At 40.7% G+C, this 17,571-nt stretch carries 20 protein-coding genes; 10 read left to right on the top strand and 10 right to left on the bottom strand.

Features of this window, described 5'->3' with window-relative positions; genetic code table 11:
- Positions 1–136 precede the first annotated feature (136 nt).
- Complete coding sequence (locus tag AC57BQ_RS12510; RefSeq protein WP_496406598.1) at positions 137–2,857, bottom strand: carboxypeptidase regulatory-like domain-containing protein; 2,721 nt, start codon at positions 2,855–2,857, stop codon at positions 137–139.
- A gap of 313 nt (positions 2,858–3,170) precedes the next feature.
- Positions 3,171–3,755: an outer membrane beta-barrel protein gene (locus tag AC57BQ_RS12505; protein WP_496406597.1), complete on the bottom strand. Its 585-nt coding sequence runs from the start codon at positions 3,753–3,755 to the stop codon at positions 3,171–3,173.
- Between the two features lie 148 nt (positions 3,756–3,903).
- On the opposite strand from AC57BQ_RS12505, the gene AC57BQ_RS12500 reads away from it, so the two are divergent.
- From AC57BQ_RS12500 to AC57BQ_RS12475, 6 genes are all read left to right on the top strand, one after another.
- Positions 3,904–4,707 carry a DUF6597 domain-containing transcriptional factor gene (locus AC57BQ_RS12500; RefSeq protein WP_496406596.1) on the top strand — a complete coding sequence of 268 codons (804 nt, stop codon included), beginning with the start codon at positions 3,904–3,906 and terminating at the stop codon, positions 4,705–4,707.
- A gap of 80 nt (positions 4,708–4,787) precedes the next feature.
- Positions 4,788–5,729, top strand: a complete 942-nt coding sequence (locus AC57BQ_RS12495) for a nitrilase family protein (RefSeq protein ID WP_496406595.1) — start codon at positions 4,788–4,790, stop codon at positions 5,727–5,729.
- Positions 5,730–5,817: 88 nt separating this feature from the next.
- Positions 5,818–7,233 carry a serine hydrolase domain-containing protein gene (locus AC57BQ_RS12490; protein WP_496406594.1) on the top strand — a complete coding sequence of 472 codons (1,416 nt, stop codon included), beginning with the start codon at positions 5,818–5,820 and terminating at the stop codon, positions 7,231–7,233.
- Positions 7,234–7,334: 101 nt separating this feature from the next.
- Entirely contained in the window at positions 7,335–8,579 is a 1,245-nt protein-coding gene (locus tag AC57BQ_RS12485; protein WP_496406593.1) for a PA2928 family protein, read from the top strand.
- Positions 8,580–8,733: 154 nt separating this feature from the next.
- Positions 8,734–9,318: an O-methyltransferase gene (locus AC57BQ_RS12480; protein ID WP_496406592.1), complete on the top strand. Its 585-nt coding sequence runs from the start codon at positions 8,734–8,736 to the stop codon at positions 9,316–9,318.
- A gap of 57 nt (positions 9,319–9,375) precedes the next feature.
- Entirely contained in the window at positions 9,376–9,849 is a 474-nt protein-coding gene (locus AC57BQ_RS12475; protein ID WP_496406591.1) for a CYTH domain-containing protein, read from the top strand.
- Positions 9,850–9,865: 16 nt separating this feature from the next.
- Here the strand turns inward: AC57BQ_RS12475 and AC57BQ_RS12470 are convergent, their stop codons facing one another.
- The 5 genes from AC57BQ_RS12470 to AC57BQ_RS12450 form a co-directional block, all read right to left on the bottom strand.
- Positions 9,866–10,159, bottom strand: a complete 294-nt coding sequence (locus AC57BQ_RS12470) for a DUF3892 domain-containing protein (RefSeq protein WP_090468788.1) — start codon at positions 10,157–10,159, stop codon at positions 9,866–9,868.
- Positions 10,160–10,433: 274 nt separating this feature from the next.
- Entirely contained in the window at positions 10,434–10,649 is a 216-nt protein-coding gene (locus tag AC57BQ_RS12465; protein WP_076371974.1) for a hypothetical protein, read from the bottom strand.
- A 143-nt stretch (positions 10,650–10,792) separates the two neighbouring features.
- Positions 10,793–11,344 carry a GNAT family N-acetyltransferase gene (locus AC57BQ_RS12460; RefSeq protein ID WP_496406590.1) on the bottom strand — a complete coding sequence of 184 codons (552 nt, stop codon included), beginning with the start codon at positions 11,342–11,344 and terminating at the stop codon, positions 10,793–10,795.
- Between the two features lie 3 nt (positions 11,345–11,347).
- Complete coding sequence (locus AC57BQ_RS12455; protein ID WP_496406589.1) at positions 11,348–12,541, bottom strand: M28 family metallopeptidase; 1,194 nt, start codon at positions 12,539–12,541, stop codon at positions 11,348–11,350.
- A 19-nt stretch (positions 12,542–12,560) separates the two neighbouring features.
- Positions 12,561–13,487, bottom strand: coding sequence for a hydroxypyruvate isomerase family protein (locus AC57BQ_RS12450; RefSeq protein WP_496406588.1), 927 nt, complete (start codon positions 13,485–13,487; stop codon positions 12,561–12,563).
- Positions 13,488–13,908: 421 nt separating this feature from the next.
- Here AC57BQ_RS12450 and AC57BQ_RS12445 point away from each other — a divergent pair, with 421 nt between their 5' ends.
- Positions 13,909–14,073 carry a hypothetical protein gene (locus tag AC57BQ_RS12445; RefSeq protein WP_440740528.1) on the top strand — a complete coding sequence of 55 codons (165 nt, stop codon included), beginning with the start codon at positions 13,909–13,911 and terminating at the stop codon, positions 14,071–14,073.
- 90 nt (positions 14,074–14,163) lie between these two features.
- Here AC57BQ_RS12445 and AC57BQ_RS12440 read toward each other — a convergent pair whose 3' ends face one another.
- Positions 14,164–14,784 carry a magnetosome magnetite crystal formation protein family gene (locus AC57BQ_RS12440; RefSeq protein WP_496406587.1) on the bottom strand — a complete coding sequence of 207 codons (621 nt, stop codon included), beginning with the start codon at positions 14,782–14,784 and terminating at the stop codon, positions 14,164–14,166.
- Between the two features lie 282 nt (positions 14,785–15,066).
- Here AC57BQ_RS12440 and AC57BQ_RS12435 point away from each other — a divergent pair, with 282 nt between their 5' ends.
- Together AC57BQ_RS12435 and AC57BQ_RS12430 are read left to right on the top strand one after the other, a co-directional pair.
- Complete coding sequence (locus AC57BQ_RS12435; RefSeq protein WP_496406586.1) at positions 15,067–15,561, top strand: hypothetical protein; 495 nt, start codon at positions 15,067–15,069, stop codon at positions 15,559–15,561.
- 31 nt (positions 15,562–15,592) lie between these two features.
- Positions 15,593–15,790, top strand: coding sequence for a hypothetical protein (locus tag AC57BQ_RS12430; RefSeq protein WP_090468778.1), 198 nt, complete (start codon positions 15,593–15,595; stop codon positions 15,788–15,790).
- Between the two features lie 146 nt (positions 15,791–15,936).
- Here AC57BQ_RS12430 and AC57BQ_RS12425 read toward each other — a convergent pair whose 3' ends face one another.
- Both AC57BQ_RS12425 and ppnP read right to left on the bottom strand, forming a co-directional pair.
- Positions 15,937–16,266 carry a YbjQ family protein gene (locus tag AC57BQ_RS12425; RefSeq protein ID WP_496406585.1) on the bottom strand — a complete coding sequence of 110 codons (330 nt, stop codon included), beginning with the start codon at positions 16,264–16,266 and terminating at the stop codon, positions 15,937–15,939.
- Positions 16,267–16,412: 146 nt separating this feature from the next.
- On the bottom strand, positions 16,413–16,694 hold the full coding sequence (gene ppnP / locus AC57BQ_RS12420; RefSeq protein ID WP_496406584.1) for a pyrimidine/purine nucleoside phosphorylase: 282 nt from the start codon (positions 16,692–16,694) through the stop codon (positions 16,413–16,415).
- A gap of 166 nt (positions 16,695–16,860) precedes the next feature.
- Here ppnP and AC57BQ_RS12415 point away from each other — a divergent pair, with 166 nt between their 5' ends.
- Positions 16,861–17,418 (top strand): DUF6252 domain-containing protein, encoded by a 558-nt coding sequence (locus AC57BQ_RS12415; protein WP_496406583.1) that lies wholly within the window; start codon positions 16,861–16,863, stop codon positions 17,416–17,418.
- Positions 17,419–17,571 lie beyond the last annotated feature (153 nt).

Here is a 17,571-nt window from a genome sequence, read left to right as displayed (position 1 = left end):
AGGACTTTTGGAACAAGGATTTGGGGACTTTTGGAGCAAAGATTTTTAGAACAAAGAACAAGGATTTTGGGAGCATGGATTGACAGGACATTTTGTCCTATAGCCTTTGTTCCTTGCTCCCAAAATCTGCTCAAAATTACTTCACCTGGATATGCATCACCTGGCGGCCCAGGTCGCCTTCGGCATCCAGGCCTTCAATAATTACACGGTATGATCCACGGGCATCGCTGTTAAAAAAGCTGAATGAGGCTACACCGTTTTTATCGGTTATCACTTTCGGGTTCCAGTAAATGGTGTTACGCAGATCGGCCCCGAGCGAGCTTTGTTTGTTAACCTCATATTTAGGCATGTAAAACTCTTTGGCTTTACCATAACCCTGTATGGCGAAAGTAACTACGTTTTGTTTAGGTATAAGCGCCTGTAGCTGAGCCAGTGTTATTTTCTCCTTTTTGATCACTTTTTTGTTGATGATCAAAACGCCGTTTGTTTGATTCATCCGATTGATACCGCTTACACCGTCCTTTAAAAATATCTCAACAGATGCTACTTCGGCACCTGTAATGGTTGATAAAAAGTTCACATCAACCGGCATACTGCCCACATATATCTGTACTGGCACTTTTTTGCCGGCGTTATAATCACGGGTGACATAAAAGTTATTGTCTACATATGTTAAACCAAAAGCCATGGTGCTTAAACAGTTGATCAGCAGGGGGCAATCTTTCAACTGATCGCCCGATATATCGTGATCGGCCTGTCCGGGTAAACCGGCAAATGTGCCAAAGTCATTATGACTTGGTTTTTTCTCGAACTTGGTTGATTTAACTACCACCTCTTTCAGCACGCGGGAGTTTTGGTATTGTCTGCGGCTGTTATCCAGGTAGGGGCGCATCGCGCTGTCGATATTTACAATTTCGTCGGGCTGGTTAGGGTTTTTACTTAATTTCTGATACAATTCGCCGTTTACGCTGATCACCATGTTTTTGCCATTTACGTTATTACGGGCGCTCAGGGTTATTTTAGAGGTATCCATCACCACCACGTTACTGAACTTGAAATTACCCGACAGGTCGGTTACCGTTTCGGCCGAAAAGTTACGGTCGGGTATCAGCAGGCGTATGCTCCCTTTACCTACCGGGAGGCCGGTATTGGTTCTTAATATACCCGATACTTCAATTCCCTGTTCAGGCGCGATGAAGATCGGCGGGTTTTTATCTGCCAGGATATCCTCATACGAGAAACGACGGTAACCCTGCGTCAACATCAGGATATCCAGGTTGTCCTGTTTTTCCTGGTCGGGTTTATTGAAATAGTAATTGGGTTTTTCGATATATCCTTTCAGGTCTGATGTGAGCAGCAGGTTGCTTAATATGGTTGATTCCGAATCTTCGTTGGTAGGTACGCTGGTATCATCGAGTACGGCTACAGAGAAGCTGCCTTCAACAGGAGCAGTGCTGTTTTTTGCCGATACCGCTATCCTTACATTTTGCCGGGTTGTATAAGAAGGCTTATCGGGCCTTAAAGTAAGATTTAGGAGATCGTTATGTTGTACAAAAACAACACGCTCGCATAAAGCGTAGCCGCCAGATGAGAACAGGGTGAATTGTACAATACCTGTGGGGAATTTGCTTTTTGGAATATTGGCTGTGTAGGCAGCGTTTTGTAATACAGTTTGGGCGGCATAGTAAATAACTCCACCATTTTGCGCTACCAGGTAAAAACTTTTATTTTGTTTACGCTGTAAAAATAATTCATTGGCTGATATTTTAACAGTAAGGTTATCGGCATCGGCGTTAAATACGGCCAGATTGATACCCATGGCTTGTACCCTTGGAAGCTTATAGGTACCAGTGGAACCATTAGGGAAAGTAACATTGGCGGTATACACCTTTCCGCTTTCCGGGGTTATGGCAAATACACCCATGCCCAGATGCGCAGAGGTAAAAGATGCCATAACAGTACCCTGATCGTCGGTTATAGTTCCTTTTACATCAGTTCCCAAACCTTTGGAGTTGATGGCTTTAAAGGCGATCTTTGAGCGTATACCATTGGTAAGCTGCCCGCTTTCGGGAAAAAACTGGACATCATAAGCCGTTACCGCAGCTTTTAACGAAAATGAATTGGTAACCGATTTACGTTCGCCCATATCAATGGCAGTTACCAACGAACTGGATGTGATGGTAGCGGTCTCATTTTCGGGTATGTCAACTAGTAAATGACCTTTATCGTCGGTACGACCGCTGCCTTTGGTTACCGCATCGCCGTTTCGCATCAATTGCCAGCTTACTCTTTTGTTGGCATAGGGGGTATTGGCAGGATCTTTATAAAGGATGTCCGCGTCGACCTTTACAGTACCTCTTTTTGCGGAGCTTTTGTAGCTGACAAAGGTATTTACCTGGTTATCGATGGCGTTACCTACATTAATGGTATGATCGTAAAAATAATCAGGGTCAAAATTGCGCATCCAGTTAGTGTAAGCCCTGATGCGGTAAGGACCTTGTTTATAGGTATCACCGGTAAGGGTAATGTTGCCATTAGCGAAGCCATTTTTAACCGGCAAACGCAGGTTTTCCATAACCGAATCCTGGTTGTTGATCACATCAACATAAACCACACCGCTTAAGCCCGATGGCTGGTGTTTTTCGACAGTTACATAGGCTTTAAACCAAATGGTATCGCCCACGGCATAGTAAGGTTTATCTAAATGGAGGTAAACTTTTTCAATGGGGAAACTGCTTTGAAATTTAGCAGTCTTTTGAATAAGCGTACTTAAGGGTATGCTATCCTGTTGCGCCGAAGCGGCAAAACCAAAAGAGAATAACAGGGAAATTATGAGTAAAATTTTTCTAGATATCATTAATATAATATAAAGCGGCTAACAGGGGCTAATATAAACATTTAGGGTTGCAGCGTGCCGGACAGGCCTGTCATTTAACATTTTTTTACAATCGGGGTAAATTTGAATGATGCTAATTCAGCCATTTATAGCACGGTCAACACACAAAACTATAGCTTTTTCTGTATGAACGGAAAGTTATAACCAATATGTTGCATAGGGGGGCATCATAACATCATTGTTACTTATTGGATATCTATGAGACACATGTAATGTGCCGCTACAAAAAATAAATGTAGAGACGCATCACATGCGTCTCCTCAACTTCTCCGCGCTAAAAATTATACCCAACGCCAAACTTTACACCCGCGTTTTCTATACTATTGGTTCGGCCATAGTTTTTAAAGCCAATTAAGCGATGTTCCAGTAAAAATGGGTTGATAAAAACAGTTACTTTGCCAAAATCATATTTACCACCAACACCAATCTCAGCGCCGATGCCTTTTTGGTCGTTTATCCCGGTATCATTATCGGCACCAAAATCAAAGTCGACGAAGAGGCCGGCATTAACATACAGATATTTTAAAAAAGTGTATTTACCGTAGATTGGTACCGTGATTAGTTTAGCTCTGCCAGGACTCAGGATCTCGCCCCTGTCAGGAACAATATAGCTTAATATTAGTTTATTGCTGGAGTATTGCAGGCCGGTTTCCAGCGCAAAAGAGTTGGTTAAATTATGGGTGTAACCGAAACCTATAATGGTGCTGCTTTTTGACTTGTATCCATAATCGCCGATGTCGCCGTGGATGTTCACATTATTGGCGGCTACACCATAAAATAAGGATATACTGTTTTTTGACTGGGAATACGCCTGTGTGCTGAATAACACAAACGCTAAAATGATAAGTTTAATCTTCATAAGATGTTGTATAGCAGGATTTGACATTTTATGATGCCTAAGATATTTAATTCGAGCGAATTTTGAATATTATATAATTGTTACTGGTATGGTTGTACGATCCCAATTATATTAAAAATAGTAACTTTACTATGTTATCAGGCTTATTATGCAAATACCGCCATCGCCACATCTTGCTCATATTATTAAGCACTATTTAATACTGGAAAATAACTGCGGCAAGCAGTTAAATTATCGTTTGTTTTCTGACGGTAACCCGGGGATGGTGTTCTATTTTAAAGCACCATTGGTAGAATATGCGATGGATCAGTCGAAAACCTATGTCCACCCGCGCAGCTTTGTTTACGGTCAGTTAACCCAATACAAGGACCTGGCATCAACCGGGGAACTAGATATATTGGTAGTTGTATTTCAGCCTTATGCCCTGTATGCCTTATCTGGCATAGCCTCTGTTGAATTAAATGACAGCCTGATCAAACTAAACGAACTTTTTAAAAGTGATGCCGAAGATCTGGAAGACCGGGTTTTAAATGAGACTTATATCAAAAACAAAATTGAACATATCGAAAATTTTGTATTCAAAAAGCTGGCTGATGTTCTGTACCCTGATAAAATACTTACCGGAGCTTTAAAACTGATAGAGAACCATAAAGGAAACATATCCGTATCGCATTTGCTAAATGTTTTACCCATAACCGAAAAGCAGCTCGAACGCCGGTTTAACCAGTATATCGGGATAAGCCCGAAGCGTTTCACAGCTATTGTGAAACTGCAATATTTTCTAAAGAACCTACAAAGCCACTCGCCGGATACAAAGATCGCCGATGCTGCTTATGAAAGCGGTTATTATGACCAGGCACACCTCAGTAACTATTTTAAAAAGAACATTGGTATAACCCCATCTGCCTATAAAACCAACAACCTGCTGGCTATCAATTTTATGCAGGTTTAGTTGCTTTTGTAATTGTCGGTTTTTTACAAGGAGGCGTTTACAAGGAGGCATAGCTTTGCTGTATATTAAATACTTAGCATATGGAAAATTTGAAAATAGCTACAGCCCAATTTGAGCATAAAAGCGGCGACAAAGCCTATAATTTATCTGTGATCAAACAACTTACACAAAAGGCTGCTCAACAGGGGGCTGATGTCATAGCATTTCATGAATGCTCCATTACCGGCTATACTTTTGCCCGGCATCTGGATAAACAGCAAATGCTTGACCTGGCTGAAGTGGTTCCCGGGGGAGAAAGCATCTCGGCGCTTACCGCTTATGCCCGGGAATTTGATATTATTATACTGGCCGGGTTGTTTGAAAAGGATGAAGAAGGTAACTTATTTAAACCCTATGTATGCGTAGATAAAAATGGCCTGGTAGCCAAACATCGCAAACTACATCCGTTCATCAACCCTCATTTACAGCCAGGCACCAGCTATACCATTTTTGAAATTTTAGGCTGGAAATGCGGCATCCTAATCTGTTATGATAATAACGTTATTGAAAATGTAAGAGCAACAAAATTATTGGGTGCCGATATTATTTTTATGCCGCATGTAACCATGTGTACGCCATCTACCAGGCCAGGTGCCGGTTTTGTTGATGCCGGATTGTGGAAGGATAAAGCCGGCAACGCCAAACGGCTACGCGAAGAGTTCGACGGACTTAAAGGCAGGGCCTGGCTTATGAAATGGTTACCTGCCCGGGCTTATGACAATGCGATATACGCGGTTTTTGCCAATCCGATAGGTATGGACGATGATCAGCTTAAAAATGGTTGTTCCATGGTTGTTGACCCTTACGGTGATGTTATAGCAGAGTGCACCTCGCTGGATAATGAAATTGCCATTGCCGATATCCATGCCGATAAATTAACACTGGCGGGTGGTTACCGCTATATCAAGGCCAGAAGGCCCGAATTATACCGGGATATTATTGGAAAAGAGCACAAGAGCGAACAAAAGGTGGTTTGGTTATAAGGTTAAATATTACTCATATTAGTTTTATTATCCCGATGTATTGTAACGCAAATGATATAGATTGCGTCATCAGTACAAATCCTAAACAATGAAAAACCTGAAGACTACGCTGTTCGCATTGATGTTGTTATTAACCGCCAAATGCTTGTTTGCGCAACAACCTTATAAAATAACCTATCAGCAATTAAAAGAATATGAAGGTGTTTATGAATATGGAAAAGAAGATAAATTACAGATCGCAGCCTCGCCGGTTGATACCTGTTTGGTTGCCATTATTAAACTAAGCGTATACCCTTTAAAAACTTCCGGTAAAGATGTTTTTTTGGATGTCGGCAAAAATAAGATCAGTTTTTTGAGAAATGCTTCAAACCAGATCATAGGCTATACCAAAGGTAATGAGACCAATAAGCTCATTACGAGAAGTGTTTCATTTTCACCAAAAATGTGGTATCCTAAATTAGGGGCTGACGTTAAAACCTATCAGTATAAATATGCTATGCCTGCCAAATTTAAAGATGGTTTACAGCCTGGCAACGCCACTGCTGTTGGCTTGGATACAGCTTTGCTCGATAAAATGATGAACAAGATTGTACGCGGTAAATATCCCAATGTGCATAGTGTTTTAATTATAAAAGGCGGCAAGCTGGTATTTGAAGAGTATTTTTACGAGTATACCAAAGATAGTCTGCAGGAAATGCGCTCGGCTACTAAAAGTATGGTATCGGCGCTTACCGGCATTGCTATCCATAAAGGGTTTATCAAGAGTAAAAACGAGCGGGTGGTTTCCTACTTTCCCGAATATAATCTGGCTAATAATACCGATATCAAGAAAACCATTACCATTGAAAACATGCTGGCCAATCAAAGCGGTCTGGATTGCGACGTGAGCAACCCCAAATCGGTAGGCAGTGAAGAAGGTATGGATGCATCAGACGACTGGGTTAAATTCACCCTTGACCTGCCGATGATCGATAAACCAGGTAACGATGGAAGGTATTGCTCTGGCAACCCCATTACCATCGGTCGCATTATTGAAAAAGCTACCCATATGGAGCTTCCGGCTTTTGGTCAAAAAAAACTTTTTGGCCCGCTGGGTATTACCGGCTACAAATGGAATTTTAAACCCGACAGGTCAAATATTAACGAATATTGCCAGATCTACCTGCACCCGCGTGATATGGCTAAGTTTGGGTTGTTATACCTCAACAAAGGCGTTTGGAATAATAAACAGATCATCCCTGCCGATTGGGTAACAGCCTCGTTCCAAAAACACTCCGTAGTGCAAGGGGTTGATTATGGCTACCTGTGGTGGTTAAAGTACCTGGATGCCGATGGTGGTGTGCGATATTATGGAAAAGCGGCACAGGGCAATGGCGGTCAAAAAATATACGTTTTCCCAGATCAGGATCTGGTTGTGGCCATAACTGGTGGTAATTATAACTCCAAATCGCCATCTGATGAGCTGATCAGTAAATATATCTTGCCCTCATTTAACAAAAAATAAATGAAGAGCCGCGTAACGTACATAACGTTATGCGGCTTTAACCCGTGCTGCTGAGAGGTCAAACAAATCGAAAGCCATCGTGTTTTTGGTTAAACTACCTTATGCAACAACACAATTTCCCTGGCGCGCTGCCATTTCAGCGTAATTACTGGCGACTCGTATTGCTTTTTCTGTTACCTGTATTGATCGTAATTGCTATTGTTTTAGGTATAATCAGCATCATAAGTAGTGGTGCTGCCACCTATGCCCAGCCAGATGCCTTATTTTATAACGCCAATGGACATACGGTTATGGCTACCGTAGTAACCCATGAATCAGGAACGACAGAAACCTATATCGACAACAACAGGTATGCTGAAGCTATTGATGTAGAAAGCGGCAAAAGATTATGGAGAGCAAAGCTTGATGCTAAAAACAACCGCGACCAAGATTTTGGCCATGCGGCATTATTGGGTCAGTCTTCTAAATATTTATTTTTTCTGCGGAATGAGTTGTACGTGATCGATAAACAAACAGGGGAGGTGATAGCGCAAAATGATCATTTTGAAACAGTTAAGGATAAAATGAGTAAAGAAGAACTGTCATCATACAACGATAGCGATATCAAATATGCCTATAATGACTCCTTACAATCCATCTTGTTTAAAGGTACGGATGGCCTTTTTTATGCCATTAATGGTCTTACCTTAAAAACAGATGTTATCAATTTGAACAATCCCGACCGGTATTTTAAATCAAAAAATCAGCCTTCTTATAATAGTTTGATGATACAGGCCTATGATGATGGTAAACAAAGCCTGGCTTTGCTGGATGAGAAAGAAGTGCAGTTGTTACAGGCCAATAATTTAATGGAAGGAGTACAACACCGCAGTTCAGAAAAATCGGTGAGAAGATCTGTATATAGCCATCCTGCCAATAAGCTTAGCGGCGACTGGAAAAAGATAAAGGATGCTGTCTACATATACGGCGGTTTTTTAACCGATCCGCATCAAAATTATCGGCGGCCTATTGATTCGCTTACTAATAGTGAAACCTATCAGCTATTTGCCGACAGTTATAACAATATACATGCCCCCATCCGCTTAAATAATGGAGGGTTGATTGTGATGCACAAAGCATCTATGGAGAATACCGCGCCGGTATTGCTTACAGCCTTGCAGCCCGATGGTAAGGTTATCTGGCAGGCCAACACTGGTTATGCCGATATCGGTTTTCTTTACAAACACCCTGATGGGGGTAAGCTATTTTTAATGGGCACACCCGCAGGCAAGTTCAATTATCCCATGCAACAGCTGCTTTGCCTTAACCTGGCTAACGGGGCTTTGCATTCCTATCCAATAAAATAAAGTCTTTCAGGTTGATTATAAAGAAAGCTTTTATAATTGATTAATCTAAATACCGAATTGGTTTTTAGTATAAATTATTGTCTATGTTGTTTTAAAATGATATTTTGTTAACTATACTTGTAAATAAAACAATCATGATCTAAAACAATATCCCATGAACCAGGAAATAAAACAACCCTATCCCAAATCGTATACCGATATTGATAAAGCCACTATCGAGTCGGGTTTTACTATGGCTTCTGATGCCTTAACCTGTTCTTTATTAAAAACGCTTGCTGCTTCAAAGCCAGGCGGCAAATTCCTGGAGCTGGGTACAGGTACCGGTCTGTCAACCTCCTGGATATTGGATGGAATGGATGCCTCTTCTTCTCTTATTTCTATTGATAATGATGCCCGCTTTTTGACCATTGCCGACCAGTTTTTGGGTAATGATGACCGACTGGAGCTGGTTTGCATAGATGGTGCCGACTGGTTTGAACAAAACAAGCATTTAAAGTTCGACTATGTTTTTGCCGATACCTGGCATGGTAAGTACCTGTTGCTTGATGAAGCTATAGCCATGCTTAACCCAGGCGGTTTATATATTATTGATGATATGCTACCGCAGCCCAACTGGCCCGATGGTCATCATGAAAAAGCAATCAACCTTATTGAGGTACTGGAACAGCGGACTGACCTGGTGCTCACCAAACAATGTTGGGCTACCGGGATAGTGATAGCGGTTAAGAAACGGGTGTAACAAGACCAAAATTTTGTTGCTTTCATTCCTATCTTTGCCACACAGGTATATACAACTATGGCTATTGAAATTGAACGCAAGTTCCTGGTTGATCACGAACAGTGGCGGCTTTTGAATAAACCCGAAGGTAAACACTACCGTCAGGGATATATTTTGAGCGACGATATCAAAACAATTCGGGTGCGTGTTACGGACGAACATGGTTATATAACCATTAAAGGAAAAACAAAAGGCATCAGTCGGTTGGAATACGAATATGCCATCCCCGTTAACGAAGGCATAGAGCTACTAAACAATTTTGCTGTATCGGAGCTCGAAAAGATCCGTTATTGTATTAACTATGAGGGCAAAGTTTGGGAGGTAGATGTGTTTTTAGGCGATAACCAAGGCTTGCTGGTAGCAGAAATTGAACTGGAAAACGAGGCCGAAACGTTTAAGTTACCCCCATGGATCACCATTGAGGTTACCGGCGACAAAAAATACTACAATTCGGCTTTATCGGTAAATCCGTTTAACACGTGGAACGTGTAGGTATTTAATATAAAACTTATGCGGTTTGAGGTAATGTCAATAAATAATCTGGCTTCGACTCGTCAGACACGGTTTTTACATATTTATTACCATCCGGGCAAAGTGCAGGGATCAGCGTAGTTTTATTGCCATACTCGTCAATAACATAAGCTTCCCCGTCGGCGTCCTTTATCCAATCATAAAGTTTTGCTCTCTCGGTAACCCCCTTTACATTAATGCGTTCATTTACCCATTCTAATGAATCTATAGCTACATAAGGGTTTTTGTGCAGCTTGGCATCGGTTTTTATACAAAGAATACGTACAGACATCGGCTCATTCGTTTTTAATTAACAGGTGTTACAAAAATAAAACAAATGAAACTGAAGGAAAATAGGTGTTTTCACCCATTTTTTTTGCGTAAAAGTACCCGAAATGCGTAAAAACCACACGGTTAACCAGCGCCTGGCAAATAAATTTCAGCTTGAAGAATATGTGATAATACCGGTAGAAGACCGGCTAAAATGAAAACTAAGAGAAGAGGGGAGAGATGATATAAAATAAAACCCCAGGTATCAATTGATACCTGGGGTTTTATTGTGCTATTTACCAGCCAGTGCCTTTTTTGGCGTTACCGTTTTTGATATGCTCTTCGGCAGTTGCTTTTCCCATAATAGCGGCCATTTTGTTACCTGCGCTATCTTTTCCCGTTGCAATGTACCTTCCTGATTTTATGTCGATAACAGGATCGATCATAGGTACATTTTTAGTTTTGGTTTTTACTGAATACGCGGTAATGCCGCTTCCTTTTTCTGTTGCCATGATAAGTTCTTTTGTTTTTAATAATTGTTAACCCCATTTTCGCCGAATTGTTTCGGCCTTAGTTATAATTGGTTTTTATGCTGTAAACATGCATTAAAAATTTTTAATTCAAAATACCTGAAGTAAATATTTTGTTAACACATTTAAGTTTTTGTTAATAACGTGTAAACAGCGGTGTCTTTAAATGCCCCATTATAAAAATAATTCTCCTTAAAATAGGCTTCCTGTGTAAACTTGTTTTTTTGGAGTAGTTTTATAGAGGCGGCATTGTGCGGGCTCACGATAGCTTGTATCGAGTGCAGGTTCATCGGCCCAAAACCATAATTAATAATGGTTTCTATGGCTTCCTGCATAATACCCATACCCTGATAGGCCGGGTTTAGCAGATATCCTATCTCGGCCCGGTAATTTTCTTTTTCTATACGCCAAAACCCTATGCTGCCGATAAACTCATGCTCGTTTTTAAGCGTAATGCACCAGGTAATGCCATTATTGCTGCTTAACAAATCGTTAATAACTTTTATCAGATCAATAACATCATCAAGCGTTTTTGCCAGTGGCCGGGATATATATTGCATAATAACCGGGTCTTTTCGTATCTCAAAAAGCTTTGGAGCATCGGCAAAAGTAAACTGTCGTAATATCAAACGTTCGGTAGTGAGAACAGGAAACGGATCAAAATTAAGCTGGAGCATAGGTTAATTTGCTGTTAATATGGTGCGTTGTTTGGTCATCAGGCTGCTGTTAAATTTCAGGATGAGCTTAAACAGATCGGCGTATTCTGTAAGAGGTAAAGTTTTGCTGATATCAAAAACATCATGATAGGCTTTGATACCGCCCAATGTGTATATAAAAAATGCAGGAACCCCTTTTTCTGTAAAATAATAATGGTCGCTGTTGGCGGCTTTTCCGCGCGGGTTTACCTTTACCAGGTAATTGCCCTGGCTGTTAATTTGTTTTAAGGCGGCAAATTCTTTAGGGTAAATGGTGGCATTCACTACGGTAATGCCATCAATTCCGGTCCCGTCAAGATCTAAATTGATCAGGAAGCGGATGTTTTTTAAGGGGATCAAAGGATTATCGGTAAAATACTTAGAACCCAGCAGCCCGGCTTCCTCACCCGAAAAGCAAATAAAGGCCATGCTGTAGCGCTGCGGATGGGCTCCGTAGTATTTAGCTAAACTTAATAACTGTGTAACCCCGCTGGCATTGTCATTAGCACCCGGGAAGTAGGTGTTGCTACCCATACCACCCAAATGATCATAATGCGCGGTAACCACCAATATCGAGTCGGGCTTGGAAGTCCCCTTCACCATACCACAGATGTTTGCTGTTTTAAAATCAGGGATCAATTGATTTTCTACATCGATCTGGATAGTAGCGGGTGTTTGTTTTACCGATTTTTTATCCATTTGTATCAGCGTATAATCAAGCGTTTTTCCCTCAACAGACCAGGTAAGCTTATCTTCGAGCGATAAAACCACACGGTTTTGCTTGTCGACAAAGTGTGTACTATCAATTTGTTCCAGCTTGCCTGTTCCTGTTACACCTTTACTGTCCGGACTTACAATATAATCAACGCCGGGTTTAAGCTCCACATCATTGATCACTAGCTTCATTTTACCCGGAAAAGTATTAACCGGGTAACTAAACTCCTGCATATAATTTTTACCATCCATAGGTTTTACGCCATAAGCCTTAAACTGCGTGGCTAAAAAGCCGGCAGCCCTGTGTACGCCGTCTTTGGTATAACCACGCCCCCAAAAGTAAGGCGAAGTTAAAGTATCCACCATTTTACGGGCAAACAGGCTGTCCTGTGCCAGTGTGCAGTTGGCGGTTAGCAGTAGGCAGGTTGCAGTAAGAAATAGGCGCAGAGGTGTTTTTGATTTCATTATTTATGATAACGGTTGCTTACATAAAACTATCAGCCTCGCGGTATGCTTTGATCAGGGCCAATTCGCCCTCTTTACCGGCGCCCGCCGTACCATGTTCCATACCTAACACACCTTTGTATCCTTTATCATAAATGTGTTTGAATATGTTTTTGTAGTTAACCTCGCCTGTGCCTGGCTCTTTACGGCCTGGATTATCGCCAATCTGGTAATAACCTATTTCGTCGTAAACCCAATTAAGGGTAGGAATGATATTGCCCTGGTTGCGCTGTACGTGGTACATATCATACAAAATTTTGCAGGAAGGGCTACCCACCGCTTTACAGATAGCATAGGCCTGATCTGGTGTGCGTAAAAACAGGTCGGGATTATCGCTGAGTGGTTCCAGCACCATAACCAGGCCATGAGGCTCGATAATAGCGGTTCCCTTTTTGATGGCTTCAATTACATTGCCCGTTTGTATACCAATAGGCAGGTTACGCACAAAATCGCCGGGAACTACGGTAACCAGCTTGCCATTGATCCGTTTGGCCACCTCAACCGCTTCTTTACAGCTGGCGATGAACTTGTCGAGATGCTCAGCTTTGCCCGATGCTAACAGATTGGTATCATTACCTAAACCAGGTTGCACAAAAACGCCCATGGCCATACCCAATTTGGCTAGCGTATCACCAATTTTTTTCTGCTGATCAACTGGTCGGCGGGCCATACCATTATCTTCAATACTGCGAAAGCCCTGGTCATAAGCAAACTTAATCTGATCAATAAAATCGTCACCGGCATGGTTTTTAAACATGCCATCATGTATGCCATAGTTTAAATGAAAGGGTTTGCCTGTATCGGGAGCTGTGGTTGCGGCTGTCGCCGGATCTGCTTTTAAAAGCCCGGTTGTTAATAATGATGCACCTGCCAATACAGAGTTTTGCACAAAGTTTCTGCGTTTCATAATAGGTAATTGGGATTTGAGGCAGCAATATAAAAAAAAGATGTGATTTTGAGTTTGGAGGTGCTATCGCCCACCTTGTGTATTATGTCGGGTATGATTACGAAGGCTGAGCTCCAAAGATCAAACTATTAGGGCTGGCATATTCGTGATTTTTCTTAAAATATCGTATATTTGTACCACAAACGGAAAATTATTGCTATTTCCCATATAGCCACCGCAAATCAATCCTTGTTGACCAGGGTTCATTTTTATCCCCGCTGATACCGTTGCTGCCCGGAAATTAAATTGATGATCCTCCTCTTCATGCATGTTCAGTGTAGAACTTTTTGTTCAGGTAATAGGGTTTTATAGGTTTTAACCGGGAGTAGCACATTGTTTAACTAAATTTTTAATAAATATGGCTAAATCGCAAGCAACCTTCATGAAAAAACAGCTCGAAAAAAACAGGCAAAAAAAGAAAGAAGAAAAAGAACTGCGTAAACAGGAACGTCAGCAAAATAGCGGCGGCAGCGATCTGGAAAGCATGATGGCTTATGTTAATGAATTTGGCGAGATCGTATCGACCCCGCCCGAAAAGAAAGTATAAATTCAATTTACAATTTATGTAGTGTAACACCTATTGTTTACACTGCATAACCATTGTAATGTATCTGTTTTCAATACAGTATACATCCCCTCACAATAAACGCCTTACCTTAAAAACCGTATAGCTGGTTTGTAAATCACTTGCCCTGCCTTTATAGCTTCGGAAAGCATTGATCACTATCAAAAGAATATTAACCGAATACAAAAGTAGCGGAATAAATATCATAATAAGTTCCAGTGATCCAAGACCTCCAAAAGACACTTCTGGAATATGGATATTGAAATGAATGATAGCTGTGCCGATGAATATGATATAACCCAGAAATATCAATAAACACCAGGATATCTGGAAATTAAGTATTTTCTTTCCGGTGTAATCAATATGCTTTATTTTATCTTTTTTAAGCATATACAAAGCAAGCGGTATAATGATGCCCAACAACGGAAATGCCAGGAAGGCTAATGCCGACAGGTTTAAAAACGTCAAAAAGCCTCTGTCTTCTTGCTCGGTCCATTCTATCAGGTCGTTCGGCGTCACATTTAACGCATTGGCTAACCGTTTTAGGGTATCGCCCCTTGGTTCAGTTTCACCATTTTCAACCCTTTGTACTGTTCTTAAGTTTAGTTGCGATGTAGTGGCTAATTCATCCTGGCTTAATCCTAAACGAATGCGTAATTCTTTAATTTTTTTGGATAGGTCGGTCTCTTTCATTTGTTTTATTTTTGATGTAGGGCAAAGGTATTTTATCCATTTACATTTCTTTGCGACAGACTTACGGCATTTATACGGCATTTGCGCTAAAGCTACTGCTATCCATCAATTTATTTGCGACAATTTTACGGCATTTATGTCTACATGCTCCGCTGTTGTATAATTTCCAGACTATTTATTACTATGGTTTATTAAATAATTGTAAATCAGATTATAAATATCGTAATGGGGCATTGAACCTTTTAACATTTAATTTGTCATAACTTATAACGATATTTATAAATGGCCATAAAAATAAAACTATGCCTGCTTGTTGCAGGTATGATGGCTGCCTCATGCTCAGGCAACCATAGTAATACCACTGATACCCTAAGTACGGGCGGCAAAAAGGATACAGTACTGGCCAACCAGGCTGACGCGCCCATGGTAAATATGCAATATTGCTTTTACCATACCGATGGCAAACAGGCCGGGGATACCACTATGGTCAATATGCTGATCAACGGCGATAAAGTAACCGGAAAAATGAGCTGGCTCCCTAAAGAGAAAGACGCACGTAAAGGAACCATCACAGGAACGCTTAGTGGTAATGCCATCAAAGCCGTATGGACATTTGCACAGGAAGGCTCAAAAGATACCATGAGCGTAGAGTTTCAATTAAGGGGGAATGCCCTTGCTCAAAAACCGTATAGTTATGATGCTAAAACGGGCAGGCAACAAACCAGCGCAGGTGCAGATTACAGCGTAATTTACAACATGAAAAATTGCACTAATTAAGCCGAATCAGTACATTAGCTTAAAATAAATAATGAAGAAAAGAGAAACCAGTATACTATACCTTGTATTAGGCCTGTACACGCTGATGATCAGCTGGTATTATAATCATTCGCTGATATTGCTGTTAATACACTATTTGTTTTGGCCACTTTACCTGGTTTATGAGTTACTGATCGGCCACCTGGCCAATGGTATGTGGAAAACCATCCCGCTTTCGTATTTTAATTAAATACAGGCGTTTTGATATTGTCTTTATAAAAACCGGTTACATGGCCGTTTTTTATGATATGACCGCAGATCTCATAATTTGATGTTTAAAAAAGAAGGAGCGATACTCAGTACCGCTCCTTCTTTTTTACAGAACATATATCAGTTTTACACTTTTTCAACCACAACGGCAGTTCCATAGGCCAGCACTTCGGTAATGCCCTGCATCACTTCGTTGGCATCATAACGCATGTTGATAATACCATTGGCGCCCAAAGCTTGTGCATGCTGTATTAAAAGCTGGAAAGCTTCTTCGCGGGCATTTTCACACAGCTCCACATAAATAGAGAGTCTGCCGCCAAAAAGTGATTGAAAGCCACCGGCAATATTACCAAGAGCGCTACGGCTGCGTACGGTAATACCACGAACAACACCTAAATGTTTGGTGACGCGATAACCCTCTAAAGAGGTACTGGTAGTAATAAGTGAAGTATCCATTTGTTTTTAATTATTGGTATTGATGTTAGGTTAACCATTTAAATGGTTGGTATGTTTTTATAATTAGATAAAACGCCAACCATATAATTACAAATAACCTCCTTTTTATTTTACCAGATGCTCGCGCATGTTTTAAATATTATAATTTACCGGTAGGTGCACAGGTATGAGCTCTGTACTTCGGTTTTAACTTTGAATACCACGTTTGCATCTACTTCAAATGTTTGTCCGGCTGTAAAGGATTGCCAGTTAGTTTCGCCGGGTAATAAAGCTTCCAGCCGGCCTTCAATAACGGTCATGGTTTCATGGCTCGATGTTCCAAATTCATACTCGCCTTTTTCAATAACACCAATAGTACTGCGGCCCTGTGCGGTGGTATAAGCCAGCGACTTAACGGCGCCTTCAAAATATTCGTTTACGTTGATCATGCTTAAAAAATTTAGGGCCTAATATGCTTAATTAAAATCAATTGTTTTATAATTTGCAAACTTCAATTACATGGTGCACTTACGTAGAATGTTAAAATATGTGAAAAAAGCAACTTCGGTTGTAATTATTACTTCGTAAAAAGCGTTATTTGCATAAAATTTATATATGAAGAAAATTCAACTATTGATGCTGTTACTTTTATCAGCTATATGTATTCAAAGCTGTAAAAAGGACGTAACTACTTCTGCTTCTACAACTTCCGACAAAATACTATCTGCTAATATTAACGGTGTCGCCTGGAATCCGGATACGGTAAGCGCTGCCATCACCTATAATGCTGCTGCTAAAACCAAGACTTTTTCTGTTACTGGCATAGCTTTACAGCAAAAAGTAACTATCAGCGTAGCCGTACCCAACGGCACAAATACCGCTGGTTTTCCGTTTGCTACCTATAAAGTTGACGCAACTAACAATGTTAAGCTGGCTTATTACACCCAGGCAGCCATCGGGGGAGATTTTACCCAAATAGGTGTTGTAGAACCCGGATCGGGATCTGTTATTACAACTGCTATTGATTCGGTTAAAAAGGTGATAACAGGTACTTATTCATTTACAGCCAAACAAGTTAATTACGACGATAGTGGCAATATCATATCTATCAACGTACAACAAATATTATCAGGTACATTCACCAATTTACCTTATACCTTTGTAAGTAACTAAGAGGAGTTTTTTTATCTCATATTTAAGTTAAATCAGAAACACATATTCCGGGATCGTCAACAATTACTTGATTGCGTCCCAACATATTTAAAAAGCCCGCTGTGAATTTTCACAGTGGGCTTTTTGCTTTATATTAATATTAACCTAAACCAA

The sequence above is a fragment of the Mucilaginibacter sp. BGA-UO-ETr-C110 genome, assembly GCF_059567985.1.
Note: the sequence above shows the minus strand (reverse complement) of the source record. Positions and strands in the feature narration are given on the sequence as shown.

Coding starts and splice junctions, on each gene's coding strand:
- AC57BQ_RS12510 (WP_496406598.1), bottom strand. CDS start 2,857: ATGATATCTAGAAAAATTTTACTCATAATTTCCCTGTTATTCTCTTTT.
- AC57BQ_RS12505 (WP_496406597.1), bottom strand. CDS start 3,755: ATGAAGATTAAACTTATCATTTTAGCGTTTGTGTTATTCAGCACACAG.
- AC57BQ_RS12465 (WP_076371974.1), bottom strand. CDS start 10,649: ATGGCAACAGAAAAAGGAAGCGGCATTACCGCGTATTCAGTAAAAACC.
- AC57BQ_RS12490 (WP_496406594.1), top strand. CDS start 5,818: ATGAAAAACCTGAAGACTACGCTGTTCGCATTGATGTTGTTATTAACC.
- AC57BQ_RS12460 (WP_496406590.1), bottom strand. CDS start 11,344: ATGCTCCAGCTTAATTTTGATCCGTTTCCTGTTCTCACTACCGAACGT.
- ppnP (WP_496406584.1), bottom strand. CDS start 16,694: ATGATCAACGTAAACGAATATTTTGAAGGCGCCGTTAAGTCGCTGGCT.
- AC57BQ_RS12445 (WP_440740528.1), top strand. CDS start 13,909: ATGAAAAAACAGCTCGAAAAAAACAGGCAAAAAAAGAAAGAAGAAAAA.
- AC57BQ_RS12485 (WP_496406593.1), top strand. CDS start 7,335: ATGCAACAACACAATTTCCCTGGCGCGCTGCCATTTCAGCGTAATTAC.
- AC57BQ_RS12495 (WP_496406595.1), top strand. CDS start 4,788: ATGGAAAATTTGAAAATAGCTACAGCCCAATTTGAGCATAAAAGCGGC.
- AC57BQ_RS12470 (WP_090468788.1), bottom strand. CDS start 10,159: ATGTCTGTACGTATTCTTTGTATAAAAACCGATGCCAAGCTGCACAAA.
- AC57BQ_RS12425 (WP_496406585.1), bottom strand. CDS start 16,266: ATGGATACTTCACTTATTACTACCAGTACCTCTTTAGAGGGTTATCGC.
- AC57BQ_RS12415 (WP_496406583.1), top strand. CDS start 16,861: ATGAAGAAAATTCAACTATTGATGCTGTTACTTTTATCAGCTATATGT.
- AC57BQ_RS12480 (WP_496406592.1), top strand. CDS start 8,734: ATGAACCAGGAAATAAAACAACCCTATCCCAAATCGTATACCGATATT.
- AC57BQ_RS12435 (WP_496406586.1), top strand. CDS start 15,067: ATGGCCATAAAAATAAAACTATGCCTGCTTGTTGCAGGTATGATGGCT.
- AC57BQ_RS12440 (WP_496406587.1), bottom strand. CDS start 14,784: ATGAAAGAGACCGACCTATCCAAAAAAATTAAAGAATTACGCATTCGT.
- AC57BQ_RS12450 (WP_496406588.1), bottom strand. CDS start 13,487: ATGAAACGCAGAAACTTTGTGCAAAACTCTGTATTGGCAGGTGCATCA.
- AC57BQ_RS12475 (WP_496406591.1), top strand. CDS start 9,376: ATGGCTATTGAAATTGAACGCAAGTTCCTGGTTGATCACGAACAGTGG.
- AC57BQ_RS12500 (WP_496406596.1), top strand. CDS start 3,904: ATGCAAATACCGCCATCGCCACATCTTGCTCATATTATTAAGCACTAT.
- AC57BQ_RS12455 (WP_496406589.1), bottom strand. CDS start 12,541: ATGAAATCAAAAACACCTCTGCGCCTATTTCTTACTGCAACCTGCCTA.
- AC57BQ_RS12430 (WP_090468778.1), top strand. CDS start 15,593: ATGAAGAAAAGAGAAACCAGTATACTATACCTTGTATTAGGCCTGTAC.